The sequence below is a fragment of the Burkholderia sp. MSMB0856 genome (assembly GCF_001524645.2).
Classification (GTDB): Bacteria; Pseudomonadota; Gammaproteobacteria; order Burkholderiales; family Burkholderiaceae; genus Burkholderia; species Burkholderia diffusa.
This window is the reverse complement of sequence record NZ_CP013428.1, coordinates 2,184,229-2,207,700: the sequence shown is the minus strand read 5'-3', so window position 1 is coordinate 2,207,700 and position 23,472 is coordinate 2,184,229. Positions and strand designations below refer to the sequence as shown.

Annotated in this window: 20 protein-coding genes; 11 read left to right on the top strand and 9 right to left on the bottom strand. The window is 67.5% G+C overall.

Annotation, left to right across the window (positions count from 1 at the left end):
* The first annotated feature begins 20 nt into the window (after positions 1–20).
* Together WS87_RS27490 and WS87_RS27485 are read left to right on the top strand one after the other, a co-directional pair.
* A complete protein-coding gene (locus WS87_RS27490; protein WP_059814928.1) occupies positions 21–617 on the top strand; it encodes a LysE family translocator in 597 nt (198 codons plus the stop codon).
* Between the two features lie 235 nt (positions 618–852).
* A complete protein-coding gene (locus tag WS87_RS27485) occupies positions 853–1,932 on the top strand; it encodes a purine-nucleoside phosphorylase (RefSeq protein ID WP_059528497.1) in 1,080 nt (359 codons plus the stop codon).
* Positions 1,933–2,163: 231 nt separating this feature from the next.
* Here the strand turns inward: WS87_RS27485 and WS87_RS27480 are convergent, their stop codons facing one another.
* Positions 2,164–2,457 carry a DUF4148 domain-containing protein gene (locus tag WS87_RS27480; RefSeq protein ID WP_059528494.1) on the bottom strand — a complete coding sequence of 98 codons (294 nt, stop codon included), beginning with the start codon at positions 2,455–2,457 and terminating at the stop codon, positions 2,164–2,166.
* A gap of 417 nt (positions 2,458–2,874) precedes the next feature.
* Complete coding sequence (gene ceoR / locus WS87_RS27475) at positions 2,875–3,879, bottom strand: putative multidrug efflux transcriptional regulator CeoR (RefSeq protein ID WP_059692278.1); 1,005 nt, start codon at positions 3,877–3,879, stop codon at positions 2,875–2,877.
* 173 nt (positions 3,880–4,052) lie between these two features.
* On the opposite strand from ceoR, the gene WS87_RS27470 reads away from it, so the two are divergent.
* Genes WS87_RS27470 through opcM form a run of 4 tightly spaced genes read left to right on the top strand, consistent with a single transcriptional unit; the run spans position 4,053 to position 10,955 of the window.
* Positions 4,053–4,913 carry an alpha/beta hydrolase gene (locus WS87_RS27470; RefSeq protein ID WP_059814924.1) on the top strand — a complete coding sequence of 287 codons (861 nt, stop codon included), beginning with the start codon at positions 4,053–4,055 and terminating at the stop codon, positions 4,911–4,913.
* Positions 4,914–4,944: 31 nt separating this feature from the next.
* Positions 4,945–6,162: a multidrug efflux RND transporter periplasmic adaptor subunit CeoA gene (gene ceoA / locus WS87_RS27465; RefSeq protein ID WP_059528484.1), complete on the top strand. Its 1,218-nt coding sequence runs from the start codon at positions 4,945–4,947 to the stop codon at positions 6,160–6,162.
* A gap of 46 nt (positions 6,163–6,208) precedes the next feature.
* Positions 6,209–9,409, top strand: coding sequence for a multidrug efflux RND transporter permease subunit CeoB (gene ceoB, locus WS87_RS27460; RefSeq protein ID WP_059528481.1), 3,201 nt, complete (start codon positions 6,209–6,211; stop codon positions 9,407–9,409).
* 10 nt (positions 9,410–9,419) lie between these two features.
* Positions 9,420–10,955: a multidrug efflux transporter outer membrane subunit OpcM gene (gene opcM / locus WS87_RS27455; protein ID WP_059814921.1), complete on the top strand. Its 1,536-nt coding sequence runs from the start codon at positions 9,420–9,422 to the stop codon at positions 10,953–10,955.
* Positions 10,956–11,188: 233 nt separating this feature from the next.
* On the opposite strand, the gene WS87_RS27450 is transcribed toward opcM, so the two are convergent.
* Positions 11,189–12,079 (bottom strand): LysR family transcriptional regulator, encoded by an 891-nt coding sequence (locus tag WS87_RS27450; protein WP_059814918.1) that lies wholly within the window; start codon positions 12,077–12,079, stop codon positions 11,189–11,191.
* A gap of 98 nt (positions 12,080–12,177) precedes the next feature.
* On the opposite strand from WS87_RS27450, the gene WS87_RS27445 reads away from it, so the two are divergent.
* Complete coding sequence (locus WS87_RS27445; protein ID WP_059528471.1) at positions 12,178–12,618, top strand: PACE efflux transporter; 441 nt, start codon at positions 12,178–12,180, stop codon at positions 12,616–12,618.
* A 157-nt stretch (positions 12,619–12,775) separates the two neighbouring features.
* Here WS87_RS27445 and WS87_RS27435 read toward each other — a convergent pair whose 3' ends face one another.
* The 6 genes from WS87_RS27435 to WS87_RS33755 form a co-directional block, all read right to left on the bottom strand.
* Positions 12,776–13,627 (bottom strand): alpha/beta fold hydrolase, encoded by an 852-nt coding sequence (locus WS87_RS27435; RefSeq protein WP_059814915.1) that lies wholly within the window; start codon positions 13,625–13,627, stop codon positions 12,776–12,778.
* 214 nt (positions 13,628–13,841) lie between these two features.
* On the bottom strand, positions 13,842–14,171 hold the full coding sequence (locus WS87_RS27430) for a DUF3579 domain-containing protein (RefSeq protein ID WP_059815244.1): 330 nt from the start codon (positions 14,169–14,171) through the stop codon (positions 13,842–13,844).
* A 20-nt stretch (positions 14,172–14,191) separates the two neighbouring features.
* Positions 14,192–15,553, bottom strand: coding sequence for a sigma-54-dependent transcriptional regulator (locus WS87_RS27425; RefSeq protein WP_059814912.1), 1,362 nt, complete (start codon positions 15,551–15,553; stop codon positions 14,192–14,194).
* Positions 15,543–17,438 (bottom strand): sensor histidine kinase, encoded by a 1,896-nt coding sequence (locus tag WS87_RS27420; protein WP_059815239.1) that lies wholly within the window; start codon positions 17,436–17,438, stop codon positions 15,543–15,545. The genes WS87_RS27425 and WS87_RS27420 overlap by 11 nt, the downstream gene beginning before the upstream one ends.
* A 128-nt stretch (positions 17,439–17,566) precedes the next feature.
* On the bottom strand, positions 17,567–18,931 hold the full coding sequence (locus tag WS87_RS27415; protein ID WP_059814907.1) for a 2-hydroxycarboxylate transporter family protein: 1,365 nt from the start codon (positions 18,929–18,931) through the stop codon (positions 17,567–17,569).
* 100 nt (positions 18,932–19,031) lie between these two features.
* On the bottom strand, positions 19,032–19,247 hold the full coding sequence (locus WS87_RS33755) for a hypothetical protein (protein WP_159085713.1): 216 nt from the start codon (positions 19,245–19,247) through the stop codon (positions 19,032–19,034).
* 107 nt (positions 19,248–19,354) lie between these two features.
* Between WS87_RS33755 and WS87_RS27410 the strand changes: the two genes are divergently transcribed.
* Genes WS87_RS27410 through WS87_RS27395 form a run of 4 tightly spaced genes read left to right on the top strand, consistent with a single transcriptional unit; the run spans position 19,355 to position 23,469 of the window.
* On the top strand, positions 19,355–20,185 hold the full coding sequence (locus tag WS87_RS27410) for a MetQ/NlpA family ABC transporter substrate-binding protein (RefSeq protein WP_059814903.1): 831 nt from the start codon (positions 19,355–19,357) through the stop codon (positions 20,183–20,185).
* 10 nt (positions 20,186–20,195) lie between these two features.
* Entirely contained in the window at positions 20,196–21,614 is a 1,419-nt protein-coding gene (locus WS87_RS27405; protein ID WP_059814899.1) for an LLM class flavin-dependent oxidoreductase, read from the top strand.
* An 18-nt stretch (positions 21,615–21,632) separates the two neighbouring features.
* Positions 21,633–22,820 carry a methionine ABC transporter ATP-binding protein gene (locus WS87_RS27400; RefSeq protein WP_059814896.1) on the top strand — a complete coding sequence of 396 codons (1,188 nt, stop codon included), beginning with the start codon at positions 21,633–21,635 and terminating at the stop codon, positions 22,818–22,820.
* Entirely contained in the window at positions 22,813–23,469 is a 657-nt protein-coding gene (locus tag WS87_RS27395; protein ID WP_059814891.1) for a methionine ABC transporter permease, read from the top strand. Before WS87_RS27400 ends, WS87_RS27395 begins: the two co-directional genes overlap by 8 nt.
* The last annotated feature ends 3 nt before the right edge of the window (positions 23,470–23,472 follow it).

The following is a 23,472-nucleotide window of genomic DNA, read 5'->3' as shown; positions in this document are numbered from 1 at the left end:
CTCGACGGCATCGACGACCGATGAACGATTTCCTGTTCGGGCTGACGATCGCATTGTCGGTCGGGCCCGTCGCGCTGATGATCGCGAACCACGGGATGCGCGCCGGCACCGCGAGCGGCGTGCGCGCGGCGGTCGGCGTGGCGTCGGCCGACGGCTGCTATGCGCTCGTCGCGTTCACGCTCGGCGCGATGCTCGCGAGCACGCTCGCGTCTTACCTGCCGCTGTTCCGCTTCGTCGGTGCGCTCGTGCTGCTCGCCATGGGCGCACGCATGCTGTGGCAGGCGCTGAAGGATCGGCGCCGCACGCTGGATGGCGCCGCCCCGCCGCCGGGCACGCGCCCGTTCACGTCGATGTTCGTCGTCACGCTCGCGAATCCGCTGACCATCCTGCTGTTTTATGGCTATGCCACCGCCACCGCCGCAGCCGGCGCGCACCGGCACTGGCTGCTCGGCGCCGCGTGCGTGTTTGCCGGCAGTCTCGCCGGACAACTCGTGTTCGCATTCGGCGGCAGCGCGATCGGGCGCATCGTGAAGTCGCCCCGATGGCTCGTGGCAAGCCATGTGCTGGCGGCGCTCGTCGTGCTCGGTTATGGCGTCGCGGGGATGCTGCGCGTTTAGCGAATCGAATGCCGTCGCCGGTCACGATCGATAGCGGCGATGTCGCGTCGCCCAATCGAATGGCATTCCTGATTTTTTGTCGGATATCGTTCGAACCACGCGCACACGAACCGCGTGATCGAATGCCGCGGGCCGTTTCGTAGCCGGGTTCCGCATCGCACACGCGCGTTCTATACTCCCTCGCGCAGTCTCCGAGAGCCGTTCTCACCCAACATCACCGAAACAAGGAACGCCGATGCTGACTCGCTCCATCCTTTCCGCCGCTGCATTCTCGCTTGCCGCCTGTGCGACCGCGCCGTCGATCGCGCAGGATCACCAGGGCAACGACGCGGGCAATGCTGCATTCGCCGAGACCGGTGCACAGGGCCGCCCGGTCAAGGTCATGATCATCACGATGTTCGGTCCGGAGGGCCAGGCATGGCTCGACCGGCTCGGCCCGTGGCGCGACATCACCGTGCCCGGCCTGTCGCCCGACTATCCGGCCGTTCACTGCAACAAGCAGGACGTGTGCGTGGTGACGACCGGCATGGGCTACGCGAACGCCTCCGCGACGATCATGGCGCTCACGTTCTCGCAGCGCTTCGACCTGCGCCGCACGTATTTCCTCGTGTCGGGCATCGCGGGCGTCGACCCCGCGCAAGGCACGGTCGGTTCCGCCGCCTGGTCGAAATATCTGGTCGACTTCAGCCTGCAGTGGGAACTCGATGCGCGCGAGATTCCGGCCGGCTGGAACACCGGCTTTCTCGGTATCAATACGAAGAGCCCGAACGACAAGCCGCCGCTCGACTACCGCACCGAAGTATTCCAGCTCAACCCGCAGCTGACGGACGCGGCGTATGCGCTCTCGCGCAACGTCGTGCTCGCCGACAGCGCGCAGGCGCAGGCCGCGCGCGCGAAGTTCACGTATGCGCCGGCGAACCGGCCGCCGACGGTGATCCAGTGCGACACGTCATCGGGCAATACGTGGTTCTCGGGCACGCTGATCGGCGAGCGCGCGCGTCAGTGGACGAAGATCCTCACCGACGGCAAGGGCACCTACTGCATGACTGCGCAGGAAGACAACGCGACGTACGAAGCGCTCAAGCGCGCGGCGAGCGTGAAGCGGGTCGACCTGTCGCGCGTCGCGGTGCTGCGCACGGGCTCCGATTTCGACCGGCCGTATGCGGGGCAGACGAGCGCGGACAACCTGCTGAACTACGCGGATCAGGGCGGTTTCGCGCCGGCGACCGAAAACCTGTATCGCGCCGGCAATCCGCTCGTGCAGGACATCGTCACGCACTGGGGCGAATGGCGCGACGGCGTGCCGCGCCGTTGACGGGCGCACGCTGTCGACGAGACGTCGGCGCGAAAGTAGTCAATGCGATTGCGGCGCGGAACGGAACGGCGTCCACACCGGCGTGGTGTCGTCCCAATGATCGAGCGGCGAAGGAAGGTGGTCGTTCATCACAGACTCCTGCAACTAACTGACTAATCGAATGTTGGACGGCGGTATCGCGACGCCGCGCGGTGGATCATCCGCTGCGCGGCGTTGCGCGTTTACCGACGTTCAGCGGGCCCCGCCTGCGAGCTGGTTGCTTTCCGGCATCGAGCGATACGGGCCTTGCGCGAGTTCGAGCCCTTGCGGATACGAATTCGCCTTGCGCAGCCAGGCCAGCGTGCCGTCGCGGCGTGCCTGTTCGACTTCGGCGCTGACTTCGGCGCGCGTGCGCGGGCCGTTGTGCTGCGTGTACCACGACGTGTTGCCGTAGTCGCCGGCGTGCGCGGTGGTCGTATCGGCGAAGGCCGGTGCGGACACGGCGAGTGCGAGGGCGACGGCGGAGAGAAGATGGCGGCGGTTCATGACGTAACTCCTGTGTTAGTCGGAGTTGGCGCCTGAGCGCTCGCTCCGGTCCCGTCAAACGGGGCTGTTCGATGCGCAACGAGGTGCGCGACAGGGTTTACTCTAGGTATCTGTCCCGACGCGATAAATGCGGCAGACGCGAATTGATTTGTCGTGATCGAGGAACAATCGCGATTCGCAACGTCGTCAGGGGGATGTCGAAATCGCCCGCAGCCGCCTGCAGCGGGCCTCGCGGCGGTGTACCACTGCTCGCGCAATGACGTGCGCGGACCATTGCCACACGCGGCGAAAAGGTGTGATGCGGATTCGGAAAAGGCGAGGTGCGCGGCGAGGAAGGTGGCACGAAGGCGACACCGCAGCGGCACGAAGGCGGGACGGCGCGCGAGCCGGACAGCCCGCGCGCCGCGGTTCAGACGATTACGCGACCCACTCGTTGATGACCGGCGTGTCGAGCGCCGGCGCGCGCTCGGCTTCCTCGAACGTGCGCTTGCTGCACGTCGCGTCGAGGCTGCCCTTGCCGCTCAGCAGCGGGCAGCGGTCGAACACTTCGGCGATCCAGTCGACGAACACGCGCACCTTTGGCGACAGGTGCCGGCTGTGCGGATACACGACCGAGATCGGCATCGGCAGCGGTTTCAGGCCGGGCAGCACTTCCTTGAGCCGGCCGTCGCGCAGGTGCGGCAGCACCATGAACAACGGCGGCTGGATCAGGCCGAAGCCTTCGAGCCCGCAGGTCACGTACGCATCGGCGTCGTTGACCGACACGATCGCGTTCATCTTGACCTCGACTTCCTTGCCGTCCGTGAGGAAGGTCCAGTCGATCGTGCGGCCCGTGCGGCTCGAGAAGTAGTTGACGGCCCGGTGGTCGCCCAGGTCCTCGATCGCGTGCGGCTCGCCGTGCTTCTCGAGATACGCGGGCGACGCCACCGACACGCATTCGAACAGGCCGACGCGGCGCGCGACGAGCGACGAGTCCTGCAGCGCACCGACGCGGATCACGCAGTCGACGCCTTCCTGCAGCAGGTCGACCGGTCGGTCGGACAGGCCGAGTTGCAGGTCGATGTCCGGATAGCGCGTGTGGAATTCGCACAGCGACGGAATCACGAGCAGCCGCCCGATCGAGCCCGGCATGTCGATACGCAACTTTCCGTGCGGCTTCCGGTTGTTGTTCTGGAAGCTTGCTTCGGTTTCCTCGACATCGGCGAGGATCCGCACGCAGCGTTCGTAGTACGCGGCGCCGTCAGGCGTCAGCGACAAGCGGCGCGTGGTCCGGTGCATCAGGCGCACGCCGAGAAATGCTTCGAGATTCTGGATGATCGTCGTGACGGATGCCCGCGGCAGGCTGAGCGTTTCTGCTGCCTTGGTGAAGCTGCTTGTATCGACGACGCGAGTAAACACCTGCATGGCCTGAAGCCGGTCCATCACAACCTCCGCAATCTAATTTGCCGCCGGAACAAGAAGGCTGCGCCGCTTTGTAGGCGGCGCAGCCTGGGATTGTTCGGGGGTGTTGAATTGTGTTGCCGGATTATAGGCATTTATCCCAATGTCTGCCGGACCCAGAATTCGTTCCATCTCGAAATGGATGCTGCATCGTCATGGACGCTTCTGAATTCAGCAAATTCCTGAAAGCCGCATTGCCCGCCGAAGCCAGAGCCGGCGCGGCATTGACGGTCGCGGAAGTGGAAATTCCCGGCTACGCGCAGGACATCGTGCTGCGCCTCTATCGGCGTGCGGACAAGACCGGACTGCCGGTAGTGCTTTATTTCCACGGCGGCGGTTTCGTGCGCGGCACGCTCGACGACGCCGACTTCGCCGCGCGCTTTTTAGCAGAACGCTTACCAGCTCTCGTAGTGTCGGTCGATTATTCGCTCGCGCCGGCCTTTCCTTTTCCGGCCGCGCCGGAGGATGCGTATCGCGCCGCCGTATGGGCCGCGACGCGCGCCCGCGCGTTCGGCGGCAATCCGAAGAAGATCGGCGTCGCGGGGCACGACGCGGGCGGTCAGCTCGCGAACTGTCTCGCGTTCATCGCGCGCGATCGCGGTGAAGTGTCGATCGCCGCACAGGCGCTGTTCGGGCCGATGCTCGACCCGAGCATGACGCGCATCGGCGACGCAGAACGCCTTTCATCCGACATCACCGCGCGCGAATGCGCGGCCTGTTATCGCGCCTATCTGCCACAGGCGGCGCAGCGCATGCACCCGTATGCGGCGCCGCTCGAATCGGTGCGCCTCGCGGGCCTGCCGCCGACGCTCGTCGTCACCGCGCAGAACGACGTGCTGCACGTCGAAGCGGAGAAATATGCGGGCTGCCTGATTTCATCGGGCGTGCTCACGCAGGTGATCCGCTACCCGGACGTCACGCACGCGTCGCTCGCGACGCACGAAGCCGCGCTCGAGGAGGCCGTGCGCTTCTTCCAGTGCCGCTTCCAGGCGCGCCAGCCGAACCGTTCCGAATAACCAGACCAATCCACGCTTATTGGAGATCCACATGGCCATCCTACGCACCTCCCGCTCCCGAATCGCGACCGCGGCGATCGTGACGCTCGCCGTCGTCGGCCTCGGCACGTTCGGCGCGATGCGCGTGAACGCGAACGCACCCGAGAAAGCGGCGGCGCCGCTGCCGGAAGTCGACGTCGCGACCGTCGTGCCGCAGACCGTCACCGATTGGCAAAGCTATTCGGGCCGCCTCGAGGCGGTCGAGAAAGTCGACGTGCGCCCGCAGGTGTCGGGCACGATCGTCGCGGTGAACTTCAAGGACGGCGCGCTCGTGAAGAAGGGCGACGTGCTGTTCGTGATCGACCCGCGCCCGTATCAGGCCGAAACCGACCGCGCGGCCGCGCAGCTCGCCGCCGCGCAGGCCCGCAACGGCTACGCGCAGAGCGACTGGCAGCGCGCGCAGCGGCTGATCGGCGACAACGCGATCGCGAAGCGCGACTACGACGAGAAGCAGAACGCCGCGCGCGAGGCGAGCGCGAACCTGAAGGCCGCCGAAGCCGCGCTGGAAACGGCGCGCATCAATCTCGGCTACACGCGCATCACCGCCCCCGTGTCGGGCCGTGTGTCGCGCGCGGAAATCACGCTCGGCAACGTCGTGTCGGCCGGCGCGTCGGCCGCGCCGCTGACGACGCTGGTATCGGTGTCGCCGATCTACGCATCGTTCGACGCGGACGAGCAGACCTACCTGCAATACATCAACGGCGCGCGCAACGGCCGCAAGGTGCCGGTCGAGCTCGGCCTCGCGAATGAAACGGGCTACTCGCGCAGCGGCGAGATCGACTCGGTCGACAACCGGCTCGACACGTCGTCCGGCACGATCCGCGTGCGCGCGCGTTTCGACAACGCGGACGGCGCGCTCGTCCCGGGTCTCTACGCACGCGTGAAGGTGGGCGGCAGCGCGCCGCACCAGGCGCTGCTCGTCGACGACGCCGCGATCAACACCGACCAGGACAAGAAGTTCGTGTTCGTCGTCGACCAGCAGGGCCGCGTGTCGTATCGCGAAGTGCAGCAGGGCCTGCAGCACGGCAACCGGCGCGTGATCGTGAGCGGCTTGTCCGCCGGCGATCGCGTGATCGTGAACGGCACGCAGCGCGTGCGCCCGGGCGAGCAGGTGAAGCCGCACATGGTCCCGATGACGGGCGGCGATGCGCCGTCCGCGCCGCTCGCGGATAACGCGAAGCCGGCCGCACCGGCGAAGGCGGAATCGTAAGCGGCCCGCCGCTACGGTTTCCGCGTTCAACCAGACAGAGCCAGACATGAACATTTCAAAATTCTTTATCGACCGGCCGATCTTTGCAGGAGTCCTATCGGTGATCATCCTGCTCGGCGGGGTGATCGCGATGTTCCTGCTGCCGATTTCGGAGTATCCGGAAGTCGTGCCGCCTTCCGTGATCGTGAAGGCGCAGTACCCCGGCGCCAACCCGAAAGTGATCGCCGAGACGGTCGCGTCGCCGCTCGAGGAGCAGATCAACGGCGTCGAGGACATGCTCTACATGCAGTCGCAGGCGAACAGCGACGGCAACATGACGATCACCGTCACGTTCAAGCTGGGCACCGATCCGGACAAGGCCACGCAGCTCGTGCAGAACCGCGTGAACCAGGCGTTGCCGCGTTTGCCGGAAGACGTGCAGCGGCTCGGCATCACCACGGTGAAGAGTTCGCCGACGCTGACGATGGTGGTCCACCTGATCTCGCCGGACAACCGCTACGACATGACCTACCTGCGCAACTACGCGCTGATCAACGTAAAGGATCGCCTGTCGCGGATCCAGGGCGTCGGTCAGGTGCAGCTGTGGGGCTCGGGCGACTACGCGATGCGCGTGTGGCTCGATCCGCAGAAGGTCGCGCAGCGCGGGCTGTCCGCCGAGGACGTCGTGCAGGCGATCCGCGAGCAGAACGTGCAGGTCGCGGCCGGCGTGATCGGCGCGTCGCCGTCGCTGCCCGGCACGCCGCTGCAGCTGTCGGTCAACGCGCGCGGCCGTCTGCAGACGGAAGACGAGTTCGGCGACATCGTCGTGAAGACAACGCCGGACGGCGGCGTCACGCACCTGCGCGACATCGCGCGCATCGAACTGGATGCGTCCGAATACGGGCTGCGCTCGCTGCTCGACAACAAGCCCGCCGTCGCGATGGCGATCAACCAGTCGCCGGGCGCGAACTCGCTGCAGATCTCCGACGAAGTGCGCAAAACGATGGCCGAGCTGAAGCAGGACATGCCGGCCGGCGTCGACTACAAGATCGTCTATGACCCGACGCAGTTCGTGCGCTCGTCGATCAAGGCCGTGGTGCACACGCTGCTCGAAGCGATCGCGCTGGTCGTGATCGTCGTGATCGTGTTCCTGCAGACCTGGCGCGCATCGCTGATTCCGCTGATCGCGGTGCCGGTGTCGATCATCGGCACGTTCTCGCTGCTGCTCGGCTTCGGTTATTCGATCAACGCGCTGTCGCTGTTCGGGATGGTGCTCGCGATCGGTATCGTGGTCGACGATGCGATCGTGGTCGTCGAGAACGTCGAGCGCAACATCGAAAGCGGGATGAACGCGCGGCAAGCGACCTACAAGGCGATGCAGGAAGTGAGCGGGCCGATCATCGCGATCGCGCTGACGCTCGTCGCCGTGTTCGTGCCGCTCGCGTTCATGTCGGGCCTGACCGGCCAGTTCTACAAGCAGTTCGCGATGACGATCGCGATCTCGACGGTGATCTCGGCGTTCAACTCGCTGACGCTGTCGCCGGCGCTGTCCGCAATCCTGCTGAAGGGCCATGGCGACAAGGAGGACTGGCTCACGCGCGCGATGAACCGCGTGCTCGGCGGCTTCTTCAGGCGCTTCAACAAGGTGTTCCATCGCGGCGCGGAGAACTATGGCCGCGGCGTGCGCGGCGTGCTGTCGCGCAAGACGCTGATGCTCGGCGTGTATCTCGTGCTGGTGGGCGCGACCGTGCTCGTGTCGAAGATCGTGCCGGGCGGCTTCGTGCCCGCGCAGGACAAGGAATACCTGATCGCGTTCGCGCAGTTGCCGAACGGCGCGTCGCTCGACCGCACCGAGAAGGTGATTCGCGACATGGGCTCGATCGCGCTGAAGCAGCCGGGCGTCGAAAGCGCGGTCGCGTTCCCGGGGCTGTCGGTGAACGGCTTCACCAACAGCTCGAGCGCGGGCATCGTGTTCGTCACGCTCAAGCCGTTCTCGGAGCGGCACGGCAAGGCGCTGTCGGCCGGTGCGATCGCCGGTGCGCTGAACCAGCAGTACGGCGCGATCAAGGACTCGTTCGTAGCGGTGTTTCCGCCGCCGCCGGTGCTCGGCCTCGGCACGCTCGGCGGGTTCAAGATGCAGATCGAGGATCGCGGCGCGGTCGGCTACGCGAAGCTGTCGGATGCGACCAACGACTTCATCAAGCGCGCGCAGCAGGCGCCGGAGCTCGGCCCGTTGTTCACGAGCTATCAGATCAATGTGCCGCAGCTCAACGTCGATCTCGACCGCGTGAAGGCGAAGCAGCTCGGCGTGCCGGTCACCGACGTATTCAACACGATGCAGGTGTATCTCGGCTCGCTGTACGTGAACGACTTCAACCGCTTCGGACGCGTGTACCAGGTGCGCGTGCAGGCCGATGCGCCGTTCCGTCAGCGCGCGGACGACATCCTGCAGCTGAAGACGCGCAACGACCGTGGCGAGATGGTGCCGCTGTCGTCGCTCGTCACGGTGACGCCGACGTTCGGCCCGGAAATGGTCGTGCGCTACAACGGCTACACGGCGGCCGACATCAACGGCGGCCCGGCGCCGGGCTTCTCGTCGGGCCAGGCGCAGGCCGCGATCGAGCGCATCGCGCATGAAACGCTGCCGCGCGGCGTGCGGTTCGAATGGACCGACCTCACGTACCAGCAGATCCTCGCGGGCGATTCGGCGATGTGGGTGTTCCCGATCAGCGTGCTGCTCGTGTTCCTCGTGCTCGCCGCGCTGTATGAAAGCCTGACGCTGCCGCTCGCGGTGATCCTGATCGTGCCGATGAGCATTTTGTCGGCGCTGACGGGCGTGTGGCTCACGCAGGGCGACAACAACATCTTCACGCAGATCGGCTTGATGGTGCTGGTGGGGTTGTCGGCGAAGAACGCGATCCTGATCGTCGAATTCGCACGCGAACTGGAGCATGACGGCAGGACGCCGCTCGAGGCCGCGATCGAGGCGAGCCGGCTGCGGCTGCGCCCGATCCTGATGACGTCGATCGCATTCATCATGGGCGTCGTGCCGCTCGTCATGTCGACGGGCGCGGGCTCCGAGATGCGACATGCGATGGGTATCGCAGTGTTCTTCGGGATGCTCGGCGTGACGCTGTTCGGGCTGATGTTGACGCCGGTGTTCTACGTCGTGCTGCGCACGCTGGCGGGCGGCAAGATCCACGTCGCCGGCAAGGACTCCGCCGGCTATGGCGTGCCGGGCCAAGGCGTGCCGGCTTCGGATGCTTGAGGATAAAAAGATGGACAACATGCACAACTCGAATGGCCTGATGCGCTTCGCGAAGGTGGCGGCCGCGAGCACCCTGCTCGCGACGCTGCTCGCCGCGTGCGCGGTGGGGCCCGACTACAAGCGCCCGGACGTGTCGACGCCCGCGGCGTTCAAGGAAGCGCCGACGCTCGCGGCCGGCGAACAGGCCGGCACGTGGAAGACCGCCGAACCGGCGGACGGCGAGCATCGCGGCGAATGGTGGAAGGTGTTCGGCGATCCGGTGCTCGACTCGCTCGAATCGCAGGCGCTCGCCGCGAACCAGAACCTGAAGGCCGCGGCGGCGCGCGTCGAGGAAGCGCGTGCGGCGACCCGCACCGCGCGCTCGCAGTGGTTCCCGCAGGTCGGCGCCGGATTCGGGCCGACGCGCGAAGGGCTGTCGTCGGCGTCGCAGTTCCAGCCGCAGGGCACGGGTCCGACCACCGCGACGCTGTGGCGCGCGCAGGGCACGGTGTCGTACGAGGCAGACCTGTTCGGCCGCGTGAGCCGCAACGTCGAGGCGTCGCGCGCCGACCAGGCGCAGAGCGAAGCGCTGTTCCGTTCGGTGCAGCTCGCGCTGCAGGCGGACGTCGCGCAGAACTACTTCGAACTGCGCCAGCTCGACTCGGATCAGGACCTGTACCGTCGCACGGTCGAATTGCGCGACCAGGCGCTCAAGCTCGTGCAGCGCCGCTTCAACGAAGGCGACATCAGCGAGCTCGACGTGTCGCGCGCGAAGAACGAACTGGCGACCGCGCAGGCCGATGCGGTCGGCGTCGCGCGTCGGCGCGCGGCGTCCGAGCATGCGCTCGCGATCCTGCTCGGCAAGGCGCCCGCGGACTTCGCGTTCAAGGAGACGCCGATCGTGCCGGTCGCGGTGAAGGTGCCCGCCGGCCTGCCGTCCGCGCTGCTCGAACGCCGCCCGGACGTGTCGGCGGCCGAGCGCGCGATGGCGGCCGCGAACGCGCGGATCGGCCTCGCGAAGTCGGCGTATTTCCCGAAGCTCGATATCACGGGTGCGTTCGGTTATGAAGCGTCGACGCTGGGCAACCTGTTCCTGTGGTCGAGCCGCACGTTCCTGCTCGGGCCGTTCGCCGGCACCGCGCTGACGCTGCCGCTGTTCGACGGCGGCCGCCGTGCGGCGGGCGTGCAGCAGGCGCGCGCGCAGTATGACGAGCAGGTCGCGAACTACCGGCAGCAAGTGCTCGTCGCGTTCCGCGAGGTCGAGGACAATCTCGCCGATCTGCGTCTGCTCGACGACCAGATTCGCGCGCAGGATGCGGCCGTCAATGCGTCGCGCCGTGCGGCGACGCTGTCGCGTACGCAGTATCAGGAAGGTGAGGTCGCCTATCTCGACGTGATCGACAGCGAGCGGTCGGTGCTGCAGTCGCAATTGCAGGCGAACCAGCTGACCGGTGCGCAGGCCGTGTCGACCGTCAACCTGATCCGCGCGCTGGGCGGCGGGTGGGGCGCGGCGCCGACGGCGGTCGGCGATGCGGCGACGGGCAAGCAGGAAGTCGCCGTGCGTTGATATGCCGGCCGGCGACGGGCTGCCGTAACGGGCGGTCGATCGAAGAACCCGATCCGTGGTAACGCGGATCGGGTTTTTTTGTTGGCCTTTTGTCGCGGTGCCGCAGGTGCGTCGCTCCGGTTGCAGGTCCCACGTCGGATTGGGGGATTGCCGGAAGACGCGAAGCAACTGCAACTAACGGTCGAGCCGTCGGGCATTGACCAACGCTGCGGCGGCATTCGCCGCCGCACCGCTTACCTGCTGTCGCTTTCCGCCCGCAGCGCCCGCACCAGTTCGCTGGCCGCCTTGCCGAGCCCCGTGTACTTCGGCCGGCGCAGGTACACGGGCAGCGGCAGCCCGTTGCGGATGTTTGCGAACACGAGCGGCGCCAGTTCGCCGTCTTCGACATACCGGCCGATCAGCGATTCGGGCAGGTTCGCCCAGCCGTGTCCGGCCTTCACGAGCGCGATCGCGGTGGCCATGTCGGTCACCTTCCACGTGCGGTTGCCGATCACGGGACGCACGTCGGTGAGCGGCCGTTCCGGGTCCGCGATGACGATCTGCCGAAACCCCGACAGCCGTTCGATCGCCTCGGGATGCGCGGCTTCGGCAATCGACGGATGACCGGGCGCGGCGACGGCGATCAGCGTCTCGGTCCACAGCGCGTGGATCTGTTCCTGCGGATGAAGATCGAGCCCGCCGTACGCGACGCAGAGATCGATCGCGCCGCGATGCAATGCGTCGACGATCGCGTCCTGCGGCGCGGTGACGATGCTGATCGCGAGCGCCGGATATTTCGCGGCGACGGCGGTCAGTGCGCGCGCAACGGGCGCGCCGTCGAGCTCCGCCGCGAGGCCGAGCCGCAGCGTGTCCTCGACGCCTTCCGACAAGTGCTGCGCATGCGCGCGCAACGCCTGCAACCGTTCGGCGATCGACCGCGCATCGGGCAGCAGCGCGGCCATCGCGGCGGTCGGCGTGGGTTCGCGCGTGCCGCGATCGAACAGCACGAGGTCCAGCTCGGCCTCGAGGTTCGCGATCGCCATGCTGACCGCCGACGGCGTGCGGCCGAGCGCGCGCGCGGCCGCCGAGAACGAGCCTTTGTCGATGACGGTCAGCAGCATGTCGATGTGGTCGCTGGTCAGCATCGGCGGCCTCCTGTCAGAAAAATTGAAAGGACCTGACTTTTGCGGGCGAAGTGCCCGCTGTAGTCTCGCCACCTCGTTCGATATGAAGGTGGTGGGTCATGCAAGGATGGAAGAGACGCATAGTCTACGTCGTGATGTTCGAGGTGCTCGGCATCCTCGTCGCATCGTCGGTGCTCGGCATGCTGAGCGGCGCGAGCGCGACGACGAGCGGCCTGCTCGGCGTGATGATCTCGACGACGGGCGTCATCGTCAATTTTCTGTACAACCTCGGGTTCGAGGCGTGGGAGCGGCGCCGCGCGGAAACGACGCGCACCGTCGCGCGGCGCGTCGTGCATGCGATCGGTTTTCAGGTCGCGCTCGTGACGTTCCTGATCCCGCTGATCGCGTGGTGGCTCGACGTGTCGCTGGTGCAGGCGTTCCTGTACGACGCAGTGCTGATCGTGTTCTTCCCGATCTTCACGTTCGCGTACAACTGGTCGTTCGACAGCGTGTTCGGGTTGCCGGATGCGGTGACGCGCAAGCCCGAACCGATCATGTGACGCGAACGCGAACGCGAACGCGAACGCGAACGCGAACGCGAACGCGAACGCGAACGCGAACGCGAACGAAGCGCTGCGATGCAGGCAACCCGCATCGCAGCGCTTCGAATGAGAAAGGGGAGTAAGCAACGGGCGGCGCGAATGCCGCCCGCGAGCGTTACGCGGCGACGAACTCGTGCACGTAACGGTTGAACACTGCGGGGCTCGCCGCGTTCATCCCGTGCGACGCACCGGCGACGGTCTGCCGTTGCGCATCGCCGATCCATTGCGACAGCGTGTCGACGTTGTTGCGGAACATCTTCGGGCTGCGCTGGCCGTCGATCAGCAGCGTGCGGCACGCGATGTCCGACGCCGAGTGCTGCGAATACGCGGGCAGCGGATCCTGAAGCTGCTTCGGCAGCGTGCTCGCGTTGTCGATCGCCATCGTGCGAAAGCGCGACGTGCTCTTCTTCCATGCGCCGGGCAGGCTCACCGAATCGACGAACATCTCGAGGCCGGCTTCCACTTCGCCTTCCCCGATCAGGTTCACGGCCTTCGTGCGCAGTGCGATCGCGGCGGCCGGCAGCGCGGCTTCGCGCACGCCCGGCTGCTGCAGCGGGCCGCCCGGATCCGCGAGCGTCAGCGTGTCGACGAGTTGCGGATGCTGGCGGGCGACGTTGAACGCGACGCTGCCGCCACGCGAGTGGCCGACGAGATGCACGGGGCCGAGATCGAGTGCGTCGATGAATTCGGCGAGCTCGTCGACGTGGTTCTGCCAGCTGAACTCGTCCTGGATGCCCGCTTCGACGGCCGGCCAGTAGTGGCTCAGGCTCGGCGCGATGCAGCGGTAGTGCGCCGACAGCGACGCGAGTTGCGGCTCCCAGTAACGGTAGTCGCACAACGATCCGTGCACGAACACCATCGGCGCGCCGCTCCCCCGCTCGACATACGGCAGGCTGATGCCCGACGAAAGCGTCGCAAATTGCAGGTCCGGGTTCGCGAGCACCGACGGCTCGATTCGCATGTTCATGACTGAAAACTCAATGGGTGCGTCATCACGTCGCAACTATGCCTCACGGCAAGCTGCAAGGAAAACGCATAATTTTCATCGTCACGATCAATTTTATTGATGGTTCGGCTGAAAACCCTTGTCGCAGCGTGGGGATGTGGCGAAGCTTTCAATCATCTGATGATTGATTGCGCGGATGAAAGCGCGGCGAAGGCCGTCGAATGCGGCCCGCGCATTACCGCACCACCAGCGCGGGCGCGGTCTGAAGCTCGACGGGAAGATCGTTGTCGGCGGCGAACTGCATCGCGAAGTCGAACGCGTCGGCGCATACGTCGCGCAATTCGTCCGACACGAACAGGCATTTGACGCCGCCGTCGACGACCGGCATCGCGAGCCGCGACAGCGCGCACGGATAGCCGGGCCGCCGCTCGCCGACGAACAGCGTGATGACGCCCGCGAGCCGTTCGGGCCAGTCGCTCGGGCGGAACGTCTTGTGTGCGCGGGTGATGCCGCGCATCAGGTGGCCGTCGATGCGGCCGCGTGCGGTGATGTCGATGCGATCCATGCCGTGCGTATCCTTTCGCGTCATTCGCCGCCGTCGGCCGCCGCGTCGCCGCGCGCGGGAATCCGCAGGTTGCGCAGCTTGTGATAAAGCGTCTTCTTCGGCATGCCGAGCGCAACGCTCGCATCCGCGACGTTGCCGTTGTGACGCTGCAGCGCGTCCTCGATCAGCATCCGTTCGAAATATGCGAGCTGCTCCGCGAGCGTGTCGCCCGCGACGGGCGCACCGCCGGACGACAGCAGGCTGTCGCCCGTCAGGCCGAGCACGAAGCGATCGGCCACGTTCTGCAGTTCGCGCACGTTGCCGGGCCATGCATGCGTCATCAGTTCGGACACCTGCGCAGCGGTGACGACCGGCGCCGGCTGCCCGAAGCGCCGCGCGGCCGCGAGCACGAAATGCTCGAACAGCAGCGGCACGTCCTCGCGCCGCTCGCGCAGCGGCGGCAGCTCGATCTGCGCGACGTTGAGCCGATACAGCAAGTCCGCGCGGAAGCGCCCGTCGGCCGCGAGTTCGGCGAGATCGGCCTTCGACGCGGCGACGACGCGGCAATCGACCGGAATCAGCTCGTTCGCGCCGAGCCGCTCCACCACGCGTTCCTGCAGCACGCGCAGCATCTTGATCTGCAGCGGAATCGGCATCGTCTCGATCTCGTCGAGGAACAGCGTGCCGCCGTGCGCCCATTCGATCTTGCCGATGCGCTTCTTGATCGCGCCGGTGAACGCGCCGGCCTCATGGCCGAACAGCTCGCTCTCGAACACCTGCTCGGGCAGGCCGCCGCAATTCAGCGCGACGAAATGCGCATCGCGCCGGCCGCCGAAGTCGTGCAGGCTGCGCGCGATCAGTTCCTTGCCGGTGCCCGTCTCGCCGGTGATGAGCACCGACACCGACGTATCCGCGAGGCGCAGGATCTTCTTGCGCACGTCGGCCATCGCGGGCGACTTGCCGAGCACGAACGCCTCGATGCCCTGCCAGTTGTTGAGCGCCGCGCGCAGCCCCTGCACCTCGAGCGTGAGCCGGCGCTTCTCGACCGCGCGCGCGACGCGGCCGGCGATCACGTCCGACGAGAACGGCTTCTCGATGAAGTCGTATGCGCCGTCCTGCATCGCGCCGACGGCCGTCGAAATGTCGGCGTGGCCGCTGATCAGCACGACCGGAATCTGCGTATCGACGGCCATCACGCGTTCGAGCAGCTGCAGCCCGTCGATGCCCGGCATCCGCACGTCCGACACGATCACGACGGGCGCGCCGGGCGCGACGTGCGCGAGCGCGTCGGCGGCCGACGCGAACGCGTCGACCGGGAACCCCGCGAGCGCGACGGCCTGCTCGACGCCGATCCGGACGTTTTCATCGTCCTCGACGACCAGCACGCGAATCTCATCTTCCATGCTCTGTCCTTTGTTGCGGCGCGACCGCCGCGAATTCGATGGTGAACTGCGCGCCGCCGGCGTCGCGGTTCGTCGCGGCGATCTTCGCGCCGAACGCCTCGACGATGCGCGACGTGATCGCGAGGCCGAGCCCGAGGCCCTGACCGCGCGGCTTGGTGGTGACGAACGGCTCGAACAGGTGCGGCAGCACCTCCGGCGCGATGCCGGCGCCGCTGTCGGCGACGGTGAGGCGCACGCGGCCGGCTGCGTCCGCATCGTCGGCTCTGGCGGCTTCGATGACGATGCGCCGCACGGGCGCGTCATGCACCGCGTCGAGCGCGTTGCCGAGCAGGTTCACGATCACCTGCTGCAACTGGCTCGATTCCGCGGATACCGTCGTGCCGGGCGCGATGTTCACGTCGAGCTGCACGCCTTCGTCGCGGATCCGCGCATCGTAGATGAGCCGCGCGTGCGCGACGGCCTCGTTCAGCGACACGGCGACGCGCTCGACATCGGGCTTGCGCGCGAAGGTCTTCAGCTCGCCGGTGAGCACGGCCATGCCGTCGACCAGCTTGCCGATCCGTTCGAGATTGGCGTATGCCGGCGCCGGCTGGCCGCGCTCGAAGAACGTGCGTGCGTTGTCGCACAGCGTGCGGATCGCGACGAGCGGCTGGTTCAGCTCGTGCGTGAGGCCCGCGGCCATCTGCCCGAGCACCGCGAGCTTGCCCGCGTGCACGACTTCCTGCTGCGAATCGCGCAGCCGCTGCTCGGTGCGTTCGCGTTCGACGATCTCGCGCTGCATCCGCTCGTTCGCGGCCGTCAGCGCGGCCGTGCGCTGCGCGACGGTCAGCTCGAGCCGGTCGTTCGCGCGGCGCAGCGCGTCCTGCGCGTTCAGCCGCGCGACGATCGCCCGGCGGCGCTGGATCGCGTAGCCGACCAGCAGCGCGGCGATCAGGAACGCGCCGGTGACGAACACGAACGCGGTTTGCTGCTGGCGCCGCGCGCCGGCGATGTCGAGCAGCACCATCAGCGAGTCGCCGGCCTGCGGCGCGGGCCGCGACATCACGAGATAGCGTGTGCTGCGGCCGGCGTGACGCGGATCCGGGAACGTGCCGAACCATGCGGCGGCGCTGCGGTCGCCGATGTGGCGGTAGGGCAGCACGTCGACCGTGCGGCCCGCGTATTGCCGCGACGCCTGGATGTCGCGCTGCTGCTGCGCGGTGATCGGGCGCAGCGCGGTGAATTTCCACGCCGGCTCGGTCGAGATCACGACCACGCCGTTGCCGTCGACCACCATCGCGGCGACCCCCGGCGCGCGCCATGCGGATTCGAGCGGGTCGACGCTGATCTTCACGGCGGTCGCGCCGATCGGCACGCCGTCGTCGCGCACCGCGCTCGCGAAGTAGACGCCCGGCACGCCGGTGTTGGTGCCGATCCCGAAGAAGCGGCCGCTGCCGTGTGCCAGGGCATCCTTGAAGTACGGCCGGTACGACACGTTGGTGCCGACGAAGCTGATCGTCTCGTTCCAGTTGCTGGCGGCGATCACTTCGCCCTGCAGGTCGATCACGTCGACGGCACCGCTGCCCGCGTCGCGGTTCACGGCTTCGAGATACGTGTTCACGGTGTGCGTGAGCGCGGGCCGGTCTTGCGGCGCGGCCCGCAGCAGCGTGCGCACGCCGTCCTGGCGGGCGACCAGGCCGGGCAGGATCTCGAAGCGGCCGAGTTCGCTCTTCAGGCTCGACGCGTACAGGTCGAGCCGATGCGCGCCGGTTTCCTCGAGCGCGTCGATCGCGCGTTCCCACGCGAAATCGACGGCCGCGCCCGCCACGCCGACATACAGCACGGCGGCCGACGCCCACCCCCACCACGGGATTCCCTTGAAGCTCTTCTGCACGTTCGCCCTCATCGAAGCCCGCAACCGGTCGTCCGCAACCGGTCCCCGGAGCGACGCCCCGAACGACGCGCGCCGCGCGCCGGCAGGGCCGGCGGCGGCGCGTGCGAAGCAGCCTGCGCGACGGTGCGCGCAGCGGCGCGTCATCCGAAGTGCGCGACCAGGATCAGCGTCACAGTGACGACGATTGCGCCGCCGATGCGCGTCGCGATCTGCGCGAACGGCATCAGCTGCATCCGGTTCGCGGCGGTCAGGATCGCGACGTCGCCGGTGCCGCCTTGCCCGCTGTGGCAGGCGTTCACGATTGCGGTGTCGATAGGGTACATCTTCAGCAGGCGGCCGACCACGAAACCGGTGCCCATCAGCGTCGCGACGGTCGACACGATCGTGACGACGTTGACGATCGTGAAGGCGGCGGTCAGCTTGTCCCACGGCGTCATCGCGACGCCGATCGCGAACAGCAGCGGATACGTGACGGCGGTCGAGAAGAACTTGTAGACGACGAACGCGCCTTCCTGCAGCGGCGGCGACACCGCGCGCGCGAGCTTCACCAGCACCGCGAGGAACAGCATCGCGACCGGCGCGGGCAGGCCGAACAGCTTGTGCGCCATCAGGCCGACGAGGTACAGCGTGATCGCCGTGATGCCGGCGCCCGCGATGTGCGTGACGTCGACGTGGCCGCGGATTTCCTCGCTTTCCGGCGTCATGTCGCCGCTTTCGCCGACCTGCAGGCGGCCGTTGCCGGTCAGGTGCGGCAGGCGCTTGCCGAGCATGTCGAGCGCGCCCGACAGGATGATCGCGGTCAGGCTGCCGAGCATCACCGGCGGCAGCACCATCGCGAACATCTCGCCCTGCGGCAGGTGCATCAGTTCCGAATAGCCGATCGACAGCGGAATCGCGCCTTCGCCGACGCCGCCCGCCATGATCGGCACGACGATGTACAGCAGCGTGTGGCGCGCGCCGAGGCCGAGCGCGGTGCCGACCGCCGTGCCGACGATCGCGGCCGCGACCGAACCGGCGGCGAGCGGAATGAAGATCTTCACGAAGCCCTGGATCAGCACGCGCCGGTCCATGCTCAGGATGCTGCCGACGATGATCGACGCGATGAACAGATACAGGAAGTTCGTCGACTTCGTGAACTCGACGGTGAGGTTCAGCACCGGCTTCGGCAGCACGTGGTAATAGGTGAGCGCCGACGGCACGAAGGTCGCGAAGATCGCGGCCGCGCCGATGTTGCGCAAGAGCGGCAGGCGCTTGCCGAGTTCCGCGCAGGTGAAGCCGAAGAACGCGAGCACGGCGATCGCCATCGAGATCTCGCCGGGCACCTTGCCCGTCACCGCGAAGCCGACGATCAGCCCGAACAGGATCACGTAGACCGGCAGCGGGATGATGCCGATGCGGATTTCCATCAGCTTCCACCAGCCTTCAGGCCAGAAGCGCTCGCGCGCGGCGGGACCGGCTTCGGCAATCGGCTCGGCACGGGCGGGGGTAGGGATTGAGGTCTGCAAGACGTGTCTCCTGATGTTGGAATGCCTGCATGGCTTCGCGGCATCGTGTGCCGTCTATTACGCAACCCCCGTGCCAGGATTCCGGCCTGCCGGAATATTTTCAATGCATTGATTCATAACGGATTTGTTTCGTCTGCGGAAAGGGTTCAGCCGCAGGCTGGCCGAGATTTCGGAATTCGCCCGCCGGCCAGGCCGAGATTTCGGCCAACTGGCCATCCGGGCGGCCGCCCGCGCGGCGGATCGCGCGCCATATCGCCGCACGCGATTTTCTTCGCACAATCGCTTCGTAGACCGCCTTCCCGCCGCTCTCTATCATCGACTGATCCTTTTCCGATGCGACGACGACCGTCCGGAGAACGCCCGCGCGTTCGCCGCGGCGTCGCTCATCCGTCGATACCGTCTTTGGACAGGAGAGTGGTTCCCATGCTGCATGCCGTTTTTTCCACCCGTTTTTCCCCCGGCCGCGTGACCCGCCTGCTGGCCGCCGCGCTGCTCGGCGTCGTGATGCTGAACGGCGCGCGTGCCGATACCGCGCCGTTGAAGGTCGGCATCTCGACGAGCCCGCAGATCGATGCGCTGAAGATCGCCGCGAAGGAGGCGAAGGAGCAGGGCCTCGACGTGCGGATCGTCGAGTTCACCGACTGGAATACGCCGAACGCGGCGCTCGCGAACAAGGACATCGACGTCAATTACTTCCAGCACATCCCGTTTCTCGAGAACGCGAAGAAGCAGGGCGGCTACAACTTCGTATCGATCGCGCCCGGCACGATCATGAAGATCGGTCTCTATTCGAAGAAGGTGAAGCGCTTCGACGAGCTGAAGGACGGCGCGCGCGTCGCGATCGCGAACGATCCGGTAAACGGCGGGCGCGGGCTGTTGCTGCTGCAGCGCGCGGGCCTCATCACGCTGAAACCGGGCGCCGACTACCGCGCGACGACGCACGACATCGTGTCGAATCCGAAACACCTGAAGATCATCCCGCTCGAAGCGTCGCAGCTCGCGCGCTCGCTCGATGACGTCGACCTTGCACAGGGCTACCCGAGCTTCATCAAGCTCGCCGGCACGACCGACCCGAACAGCGCGCTGCTGTTCGACGGCACCGAGAACAAGAACTTCGCGATCCAGTGGGTCGTGCGGCCGGAGAGCGTGAACGATGCGCGCATCCGCAAGTTCATCGCGATCTACCAGCACTCGCCGGCGGTGCGCCGGGCGCTCGACAACGCATTCGGCTCGCTGTACGCGATCGCGTGGTGACGGAGGCGACATGACGACGGCGAACCGCAAGAAGATCCTGCTTAACGCGTTCAACATGAACTGCGTCGGGCACATCAACCACGGGCTGTGGACGCATCCGCGCGACCGCTCCGCGCACTACACCGATCTCGACTACTGGGCCGATCTCGCGCGGACGCTCGAACGCGGCAAGTTCGACGGGATCTTTCTCGCGGACATCGTCGGCGTGTACGACGTGTTCGGCGGCGGCCCGGACGCCGCGCTGCGCGAATCGGTGCAGGTGCCCGTCAACGATCCGCTGCTGCTCGTGCCCGCGATGGCGCAGGTCACGCAACATCTCGGCTTCGGCGTGACCGCGAACCTGACCTACGAGCCGCCTTACCTGTTCGCGCGCCGCATGTCGACGCTCGACCACCTGACGAAGGGGCGCGTCGGCTGGAACATCGTGACCGGCTATCTCGACAGCGCCGCGCGCGGGATGGGCCTCGCGCAGCAGATCGGCCACGACGACCGCTACGAACGCGCGGACGATTACATGGACGTCGTCTACAAGCTGTGGGAACAGAGCTGGGACGACGACGCGGTGATTCGCGATGCGCACGCGCGCGTGTTCGCGCAGCCGGGCAAGGTGCGGCGCGTGAAGCACGACGGGCCGTTCTATTCGGTCGACGCGATTCACCTGAGCGAGCCGTCGCTGCAGCGCACGCCGGTGCTGTACCAGGCCGGTTCGTCGGCGCGCGGCGTCGAATTCGCGGGGCGGCATGCGGAATGCGTGTTCGTGAACGGGCAGAGCAAGGCCGCCGCGCGCGCGGCCGCGCTCGACATTCGCGCGGCCGCCGCACGGCAGGGGCGCGACCCGGCATCGATCAGGATTTTCGCCGGCGTGAGCGTCGTGACCGCCGAGACCGAACGTCTCGCGCGCGCGAAGTTCGATGAATACCGGCGCTACGCGAGCCCGGAAGCCGGCCTCGCGCATTTCGCGAGCTCGACCGGCATCGACTTCGCGAAGTACGGCCTCGACGAGCCGATCTCGTACGTGAAGACCGACTCGATCCAGTCGGCCGTCGACGCGATCTCGCGCAAGAGCACGACCGGCACGTGGACCGTGCGCCGGATGCTCGAACAGATGTCGCTGGGCGGCCGCTATGCGCCGATCGTCGGTTCGCCGTCGCAGGTCGCGGACGAACTGCAGTCGTGGATCGACGAGACGGGCATCGACGGTTTCAATCTGACGCGCACCGTGATGCCCGAGTCGTTCGAGGATTTCGTCGACTGGGTCGTGCCGGAATTGCAGAACCGCGGCGTCTACAAGGAAGACTACGATCCCGCCCCGACGCTGCGCGAGAAACTGTTCGGCGCCGGCGCACGGCTGCCGGCCTGGCACACGGGCGCGCGGCACCGGCCCACCGCCGCGCCGGCGACGGAACCCGCGCATCCCGCGCATGCATGAACGTGACGGAGCGAAGCGATGACGCAATTGTTCGATACGCTGGGTTTCATCGAGGCTTCGGCCGCGCGGGCCGGCGCAGGCGCGCACGCACAAGGGGCGCTTGACGAAGCGGCCGCACGCGCCGACGGCGCCGCCGTGTCGCTCGCGCACGTCGGCAAGGTGTTCTCGACGCCGCGCGGCCAGGCCGCCGCGCTGCGCGACGTGACGCTCGACGTGCGGCGCGGCGAGGTGTTCGGAATCATCGGCCGCAGCGGTGCCGGCAAGTCGACGCTGCTGCGGCTCGTGAACGGCCTCGAGCGGCCGAGTTCGGGCAGCGTGCGCGTGCAGGGCGTCGACGTCGGCGCGCTCGACGAGGATGGGCTCGTCGCGCTGCGGCGTCGCACCGGCATGGTGTTCCAGCATTTCAACCTGCTGTCGGCGAAGACGGTGTTCGAGAACGTCGCGCTGCCGCTGAAGATCGCCGGCGTACCGAAGGCCGAGCGCACGCGCAAGGCCGAGGCGCTGCTCGATCTCGTCGGGCTCGCCGCGAAGCGCGACGCGTATCCGGCGAGCCTGTCGGGCGGCCAGAAGCAGCGCGTCGGCATCGCGCGGGCGCTGGTGCACGACCCCGAGGTGCTGCTGTGCGACGAGGCGACCTCGGCGCTCGATCCCGAGACGACGCAATCGATCCTCTCGCTGCTCGCCGACATCAACCGCCGCCTCGGGCTGACGATCGTGCTGATCACGCACGAGATGGAAGTGATCCGCGCGGTCTGCGACACGGTCGCGGTGATCGAGCAGGGCGAGGTCGTCGAAACGGGCCCGGTGTGGCGCGTGTTCGGCGATCCGCGCCACGGCGCGACGCGCGCGCTGCTCAGCACGCTCGTGCACGACCTGCCGGCCGAACTGGCCGCGCGCGTACGGCCGTTGCCCGAGCAGGCCGTGCTGCCCGAAGGCGCGCAGGTGGTGCTCGACGTTCGCTATACGGGCGAGAGTGGCGGCGAGCCGGACGTCGGCGCGCTCGCGGCGGCGCTCGGCGGTTCGGTGCGCTTTCTGCATGGCGGGATCGAGCGGATCCAGGGCCATGCGCAGGGGCGTCTCGTGATCGCGGCATCGCCGCGCGCGGATGACGCGGGGCAGCCGCCGGCACGCGGCGGCGCGGTCGCGGCACTGCTCGAACGCGCACGCCGCCATGCGAACCACGCGGAGGTGCTCGGCTATGTTTGAACTCTGGAGGCCCGAACTGCTCGACGCGATCCGCGACACGCTGTCGATGGTCGCCGCGTCGGCCGCGATTGCCGCGCTGATCGGCATCCCGCTCGCGGTGATCCTCGTGACGACCGCGCCAGGCGGCATCTATGCGCGGCGCGGCGTGAACGCGGTGCTCGGTGCGCTCGTCAACGTGTTCCGCTCGACGCCGTTCATCATCCTGCTCGTCGCGCTGTTGCCGTTCACGCGCGTGCTGATCGGCACGACCATCGGCGTGTGGGCGGCCGTCGTGCCGCTGTCGATCGCCGCGATTCCGTTCTTCGCGCGGATTGCCGAGGTGAGCCTGCGCGAAGTCGATCGCGGACTGATCGAGGCCGCGCTCGCGATGGGCGCGAAACGTCGCCACATCGTGTGGCACGTGCTGCTGCCGGAAGCGCTGCCCGGCATGCTCGGCGGCTTCACGATCACCGTCGTCGCGCTGATCGGCTCGACCGCGATGGCCGGCGCCGTCGGCGCGGGCGGGCTCGGCGATCTCGCGATCCGCTACGGCTACCAGCGCTTCGACACCACCGTCATGGTGACCGTGATCGTGATCCTGATCGCACTCGTTTCGGCCGTGCAATTCACGGGCGACCGCCTGGTCCGACGCGTGACCCGGCGTACCTGAGCG

Bases quoted from the DNA above. Each gene is read 5' to 3' on its own strand.
- WS87_RS27400 (WP_059814896.1), top strand. From the start codon at position 21,633: ATGACGCAATTGTTCGATACGCTGGGTTTCATCGAGGCTTCGGCCGCG.
- WS87_RS27445 (WP_059528471.1), top strand. From the start codon at position 12,178: ATGCAAGGATGGAAGAGACGCATAGTCTACGTCGTGATGTTCGAGGTG.
- WS87_RS27430 (WP_059815244.1), bottom strand. From the start codon at position 14,171: ATGGATCGCATCGACATCACCGCACGCGGCCGCATCGACGGCCACCTG.
- WS87_RS33755 (WP_159085713.1), bottom strand. From the start codon at position 19,247: ATGATAGAGAGCGGCGGGAAGGCGGTCTACGAAGCGATTGTGCGAAGA.
- WS87_RS27435 (WP_059814915.1), bottom strand. From the start codon at position 13,627: ATGAACATGCGAATCGAGCCGTCGGTGCTCGCGAACCCGGACCTGCAA.
- WS87_RS27480 (WP_059528494.1), bottom strand. From the start codon at position 2,457: ATGAACCGCCGCCATCTTCTCTCCGCCGTCGCCCTCGCACTCGCCGTG.
- WS87_RS27450 (WP_059814918.1), bottom strand. From the start codon at position 12,079: ATGCTGACCAGCGACCACATCGACATGCTGCTGACCGTCATCGACAAA.
- ceoB (WP_059528481.1), top strand. From the start codon at position 6,209: ATGAACATTTCAAAATTCTTTATCGACCGGCCGATCTTTGCAGGAGTC.
- WS87_RS27405 (WP_059814899.1), top strand. From the start codon at position 20,196: ATGACGACGGCGAACCGCAAGAAGATCCTGCTTAACGCGTTCAACATG.
- WS87_RS27410 (WP_059814903.1), top strand. From the start codon at position 19,355: ATGCTGCATGCCGTTTTTTCCACCCGTTTTTCCCCCGGCCGCGTGACC.
- ceoA (WP_059528484.1), top strand. From the start codon at position 4,945: ATGGCCATCCTACGCACCTCCCGCTCCCGAATCGCGACCGCGGCGATC.
- WS87_RS27470 (WP_059814924.1), top strand. From the start codon at position 4,053: ATGGACGCTTCTGAATTCAGCAAATTCCTGAAAGCCGCATTGCCCGCC.
- WS87_RS27485 (WP_059528497.1), top strand. From the start codon at position 853: ATGCTGACTCGCTCCATCCTTTCCGCCGCTGCATTCTCGCTTGCCGCC.
- WS87_RS27395 (WP_059814891.1), top strand. From the start codon at position 22,813: ATGTTTGAACTCTGGAGGCCCGAACTGCTCGACGCGATCCGCGACACG.
- WS87_RS27420 (WP_059815239.1), bottom strand. From the start codon at position 17,438: ATGAGGGCGAACGTGCAGAAGAGCTTCAAGGGAATCCCGTGGTGGGGG.
- WS87_RS27490 (WP_059814928.1), top strand. From the start codon at position 21: ATGAACGATTTCCTGTTCGGGCTGACGATCGCATTGTCGGTCGGGCCC.
- WS87_RS27425 (WP_059814912.1), bottom strand. From the start codon at position 15,553: ATGGAAGATGAGATTCGCGTGCTGGTCGTCGAGGACGATGAAAACGTC.
- ceoR (WP_059692278.1), bottom strand. From the start codon at position 3,879: ATGGACCGGCTTCAGGCCATGCAGGTGTTTACTCGCGTCGTCGATACA.
- opcM (WP_059814921.1), top strand. From the start codon at position 9,420: ATGGACAACATGCACAACTCGAATGGCCTGATGCGCTTCGCGAAGGTG.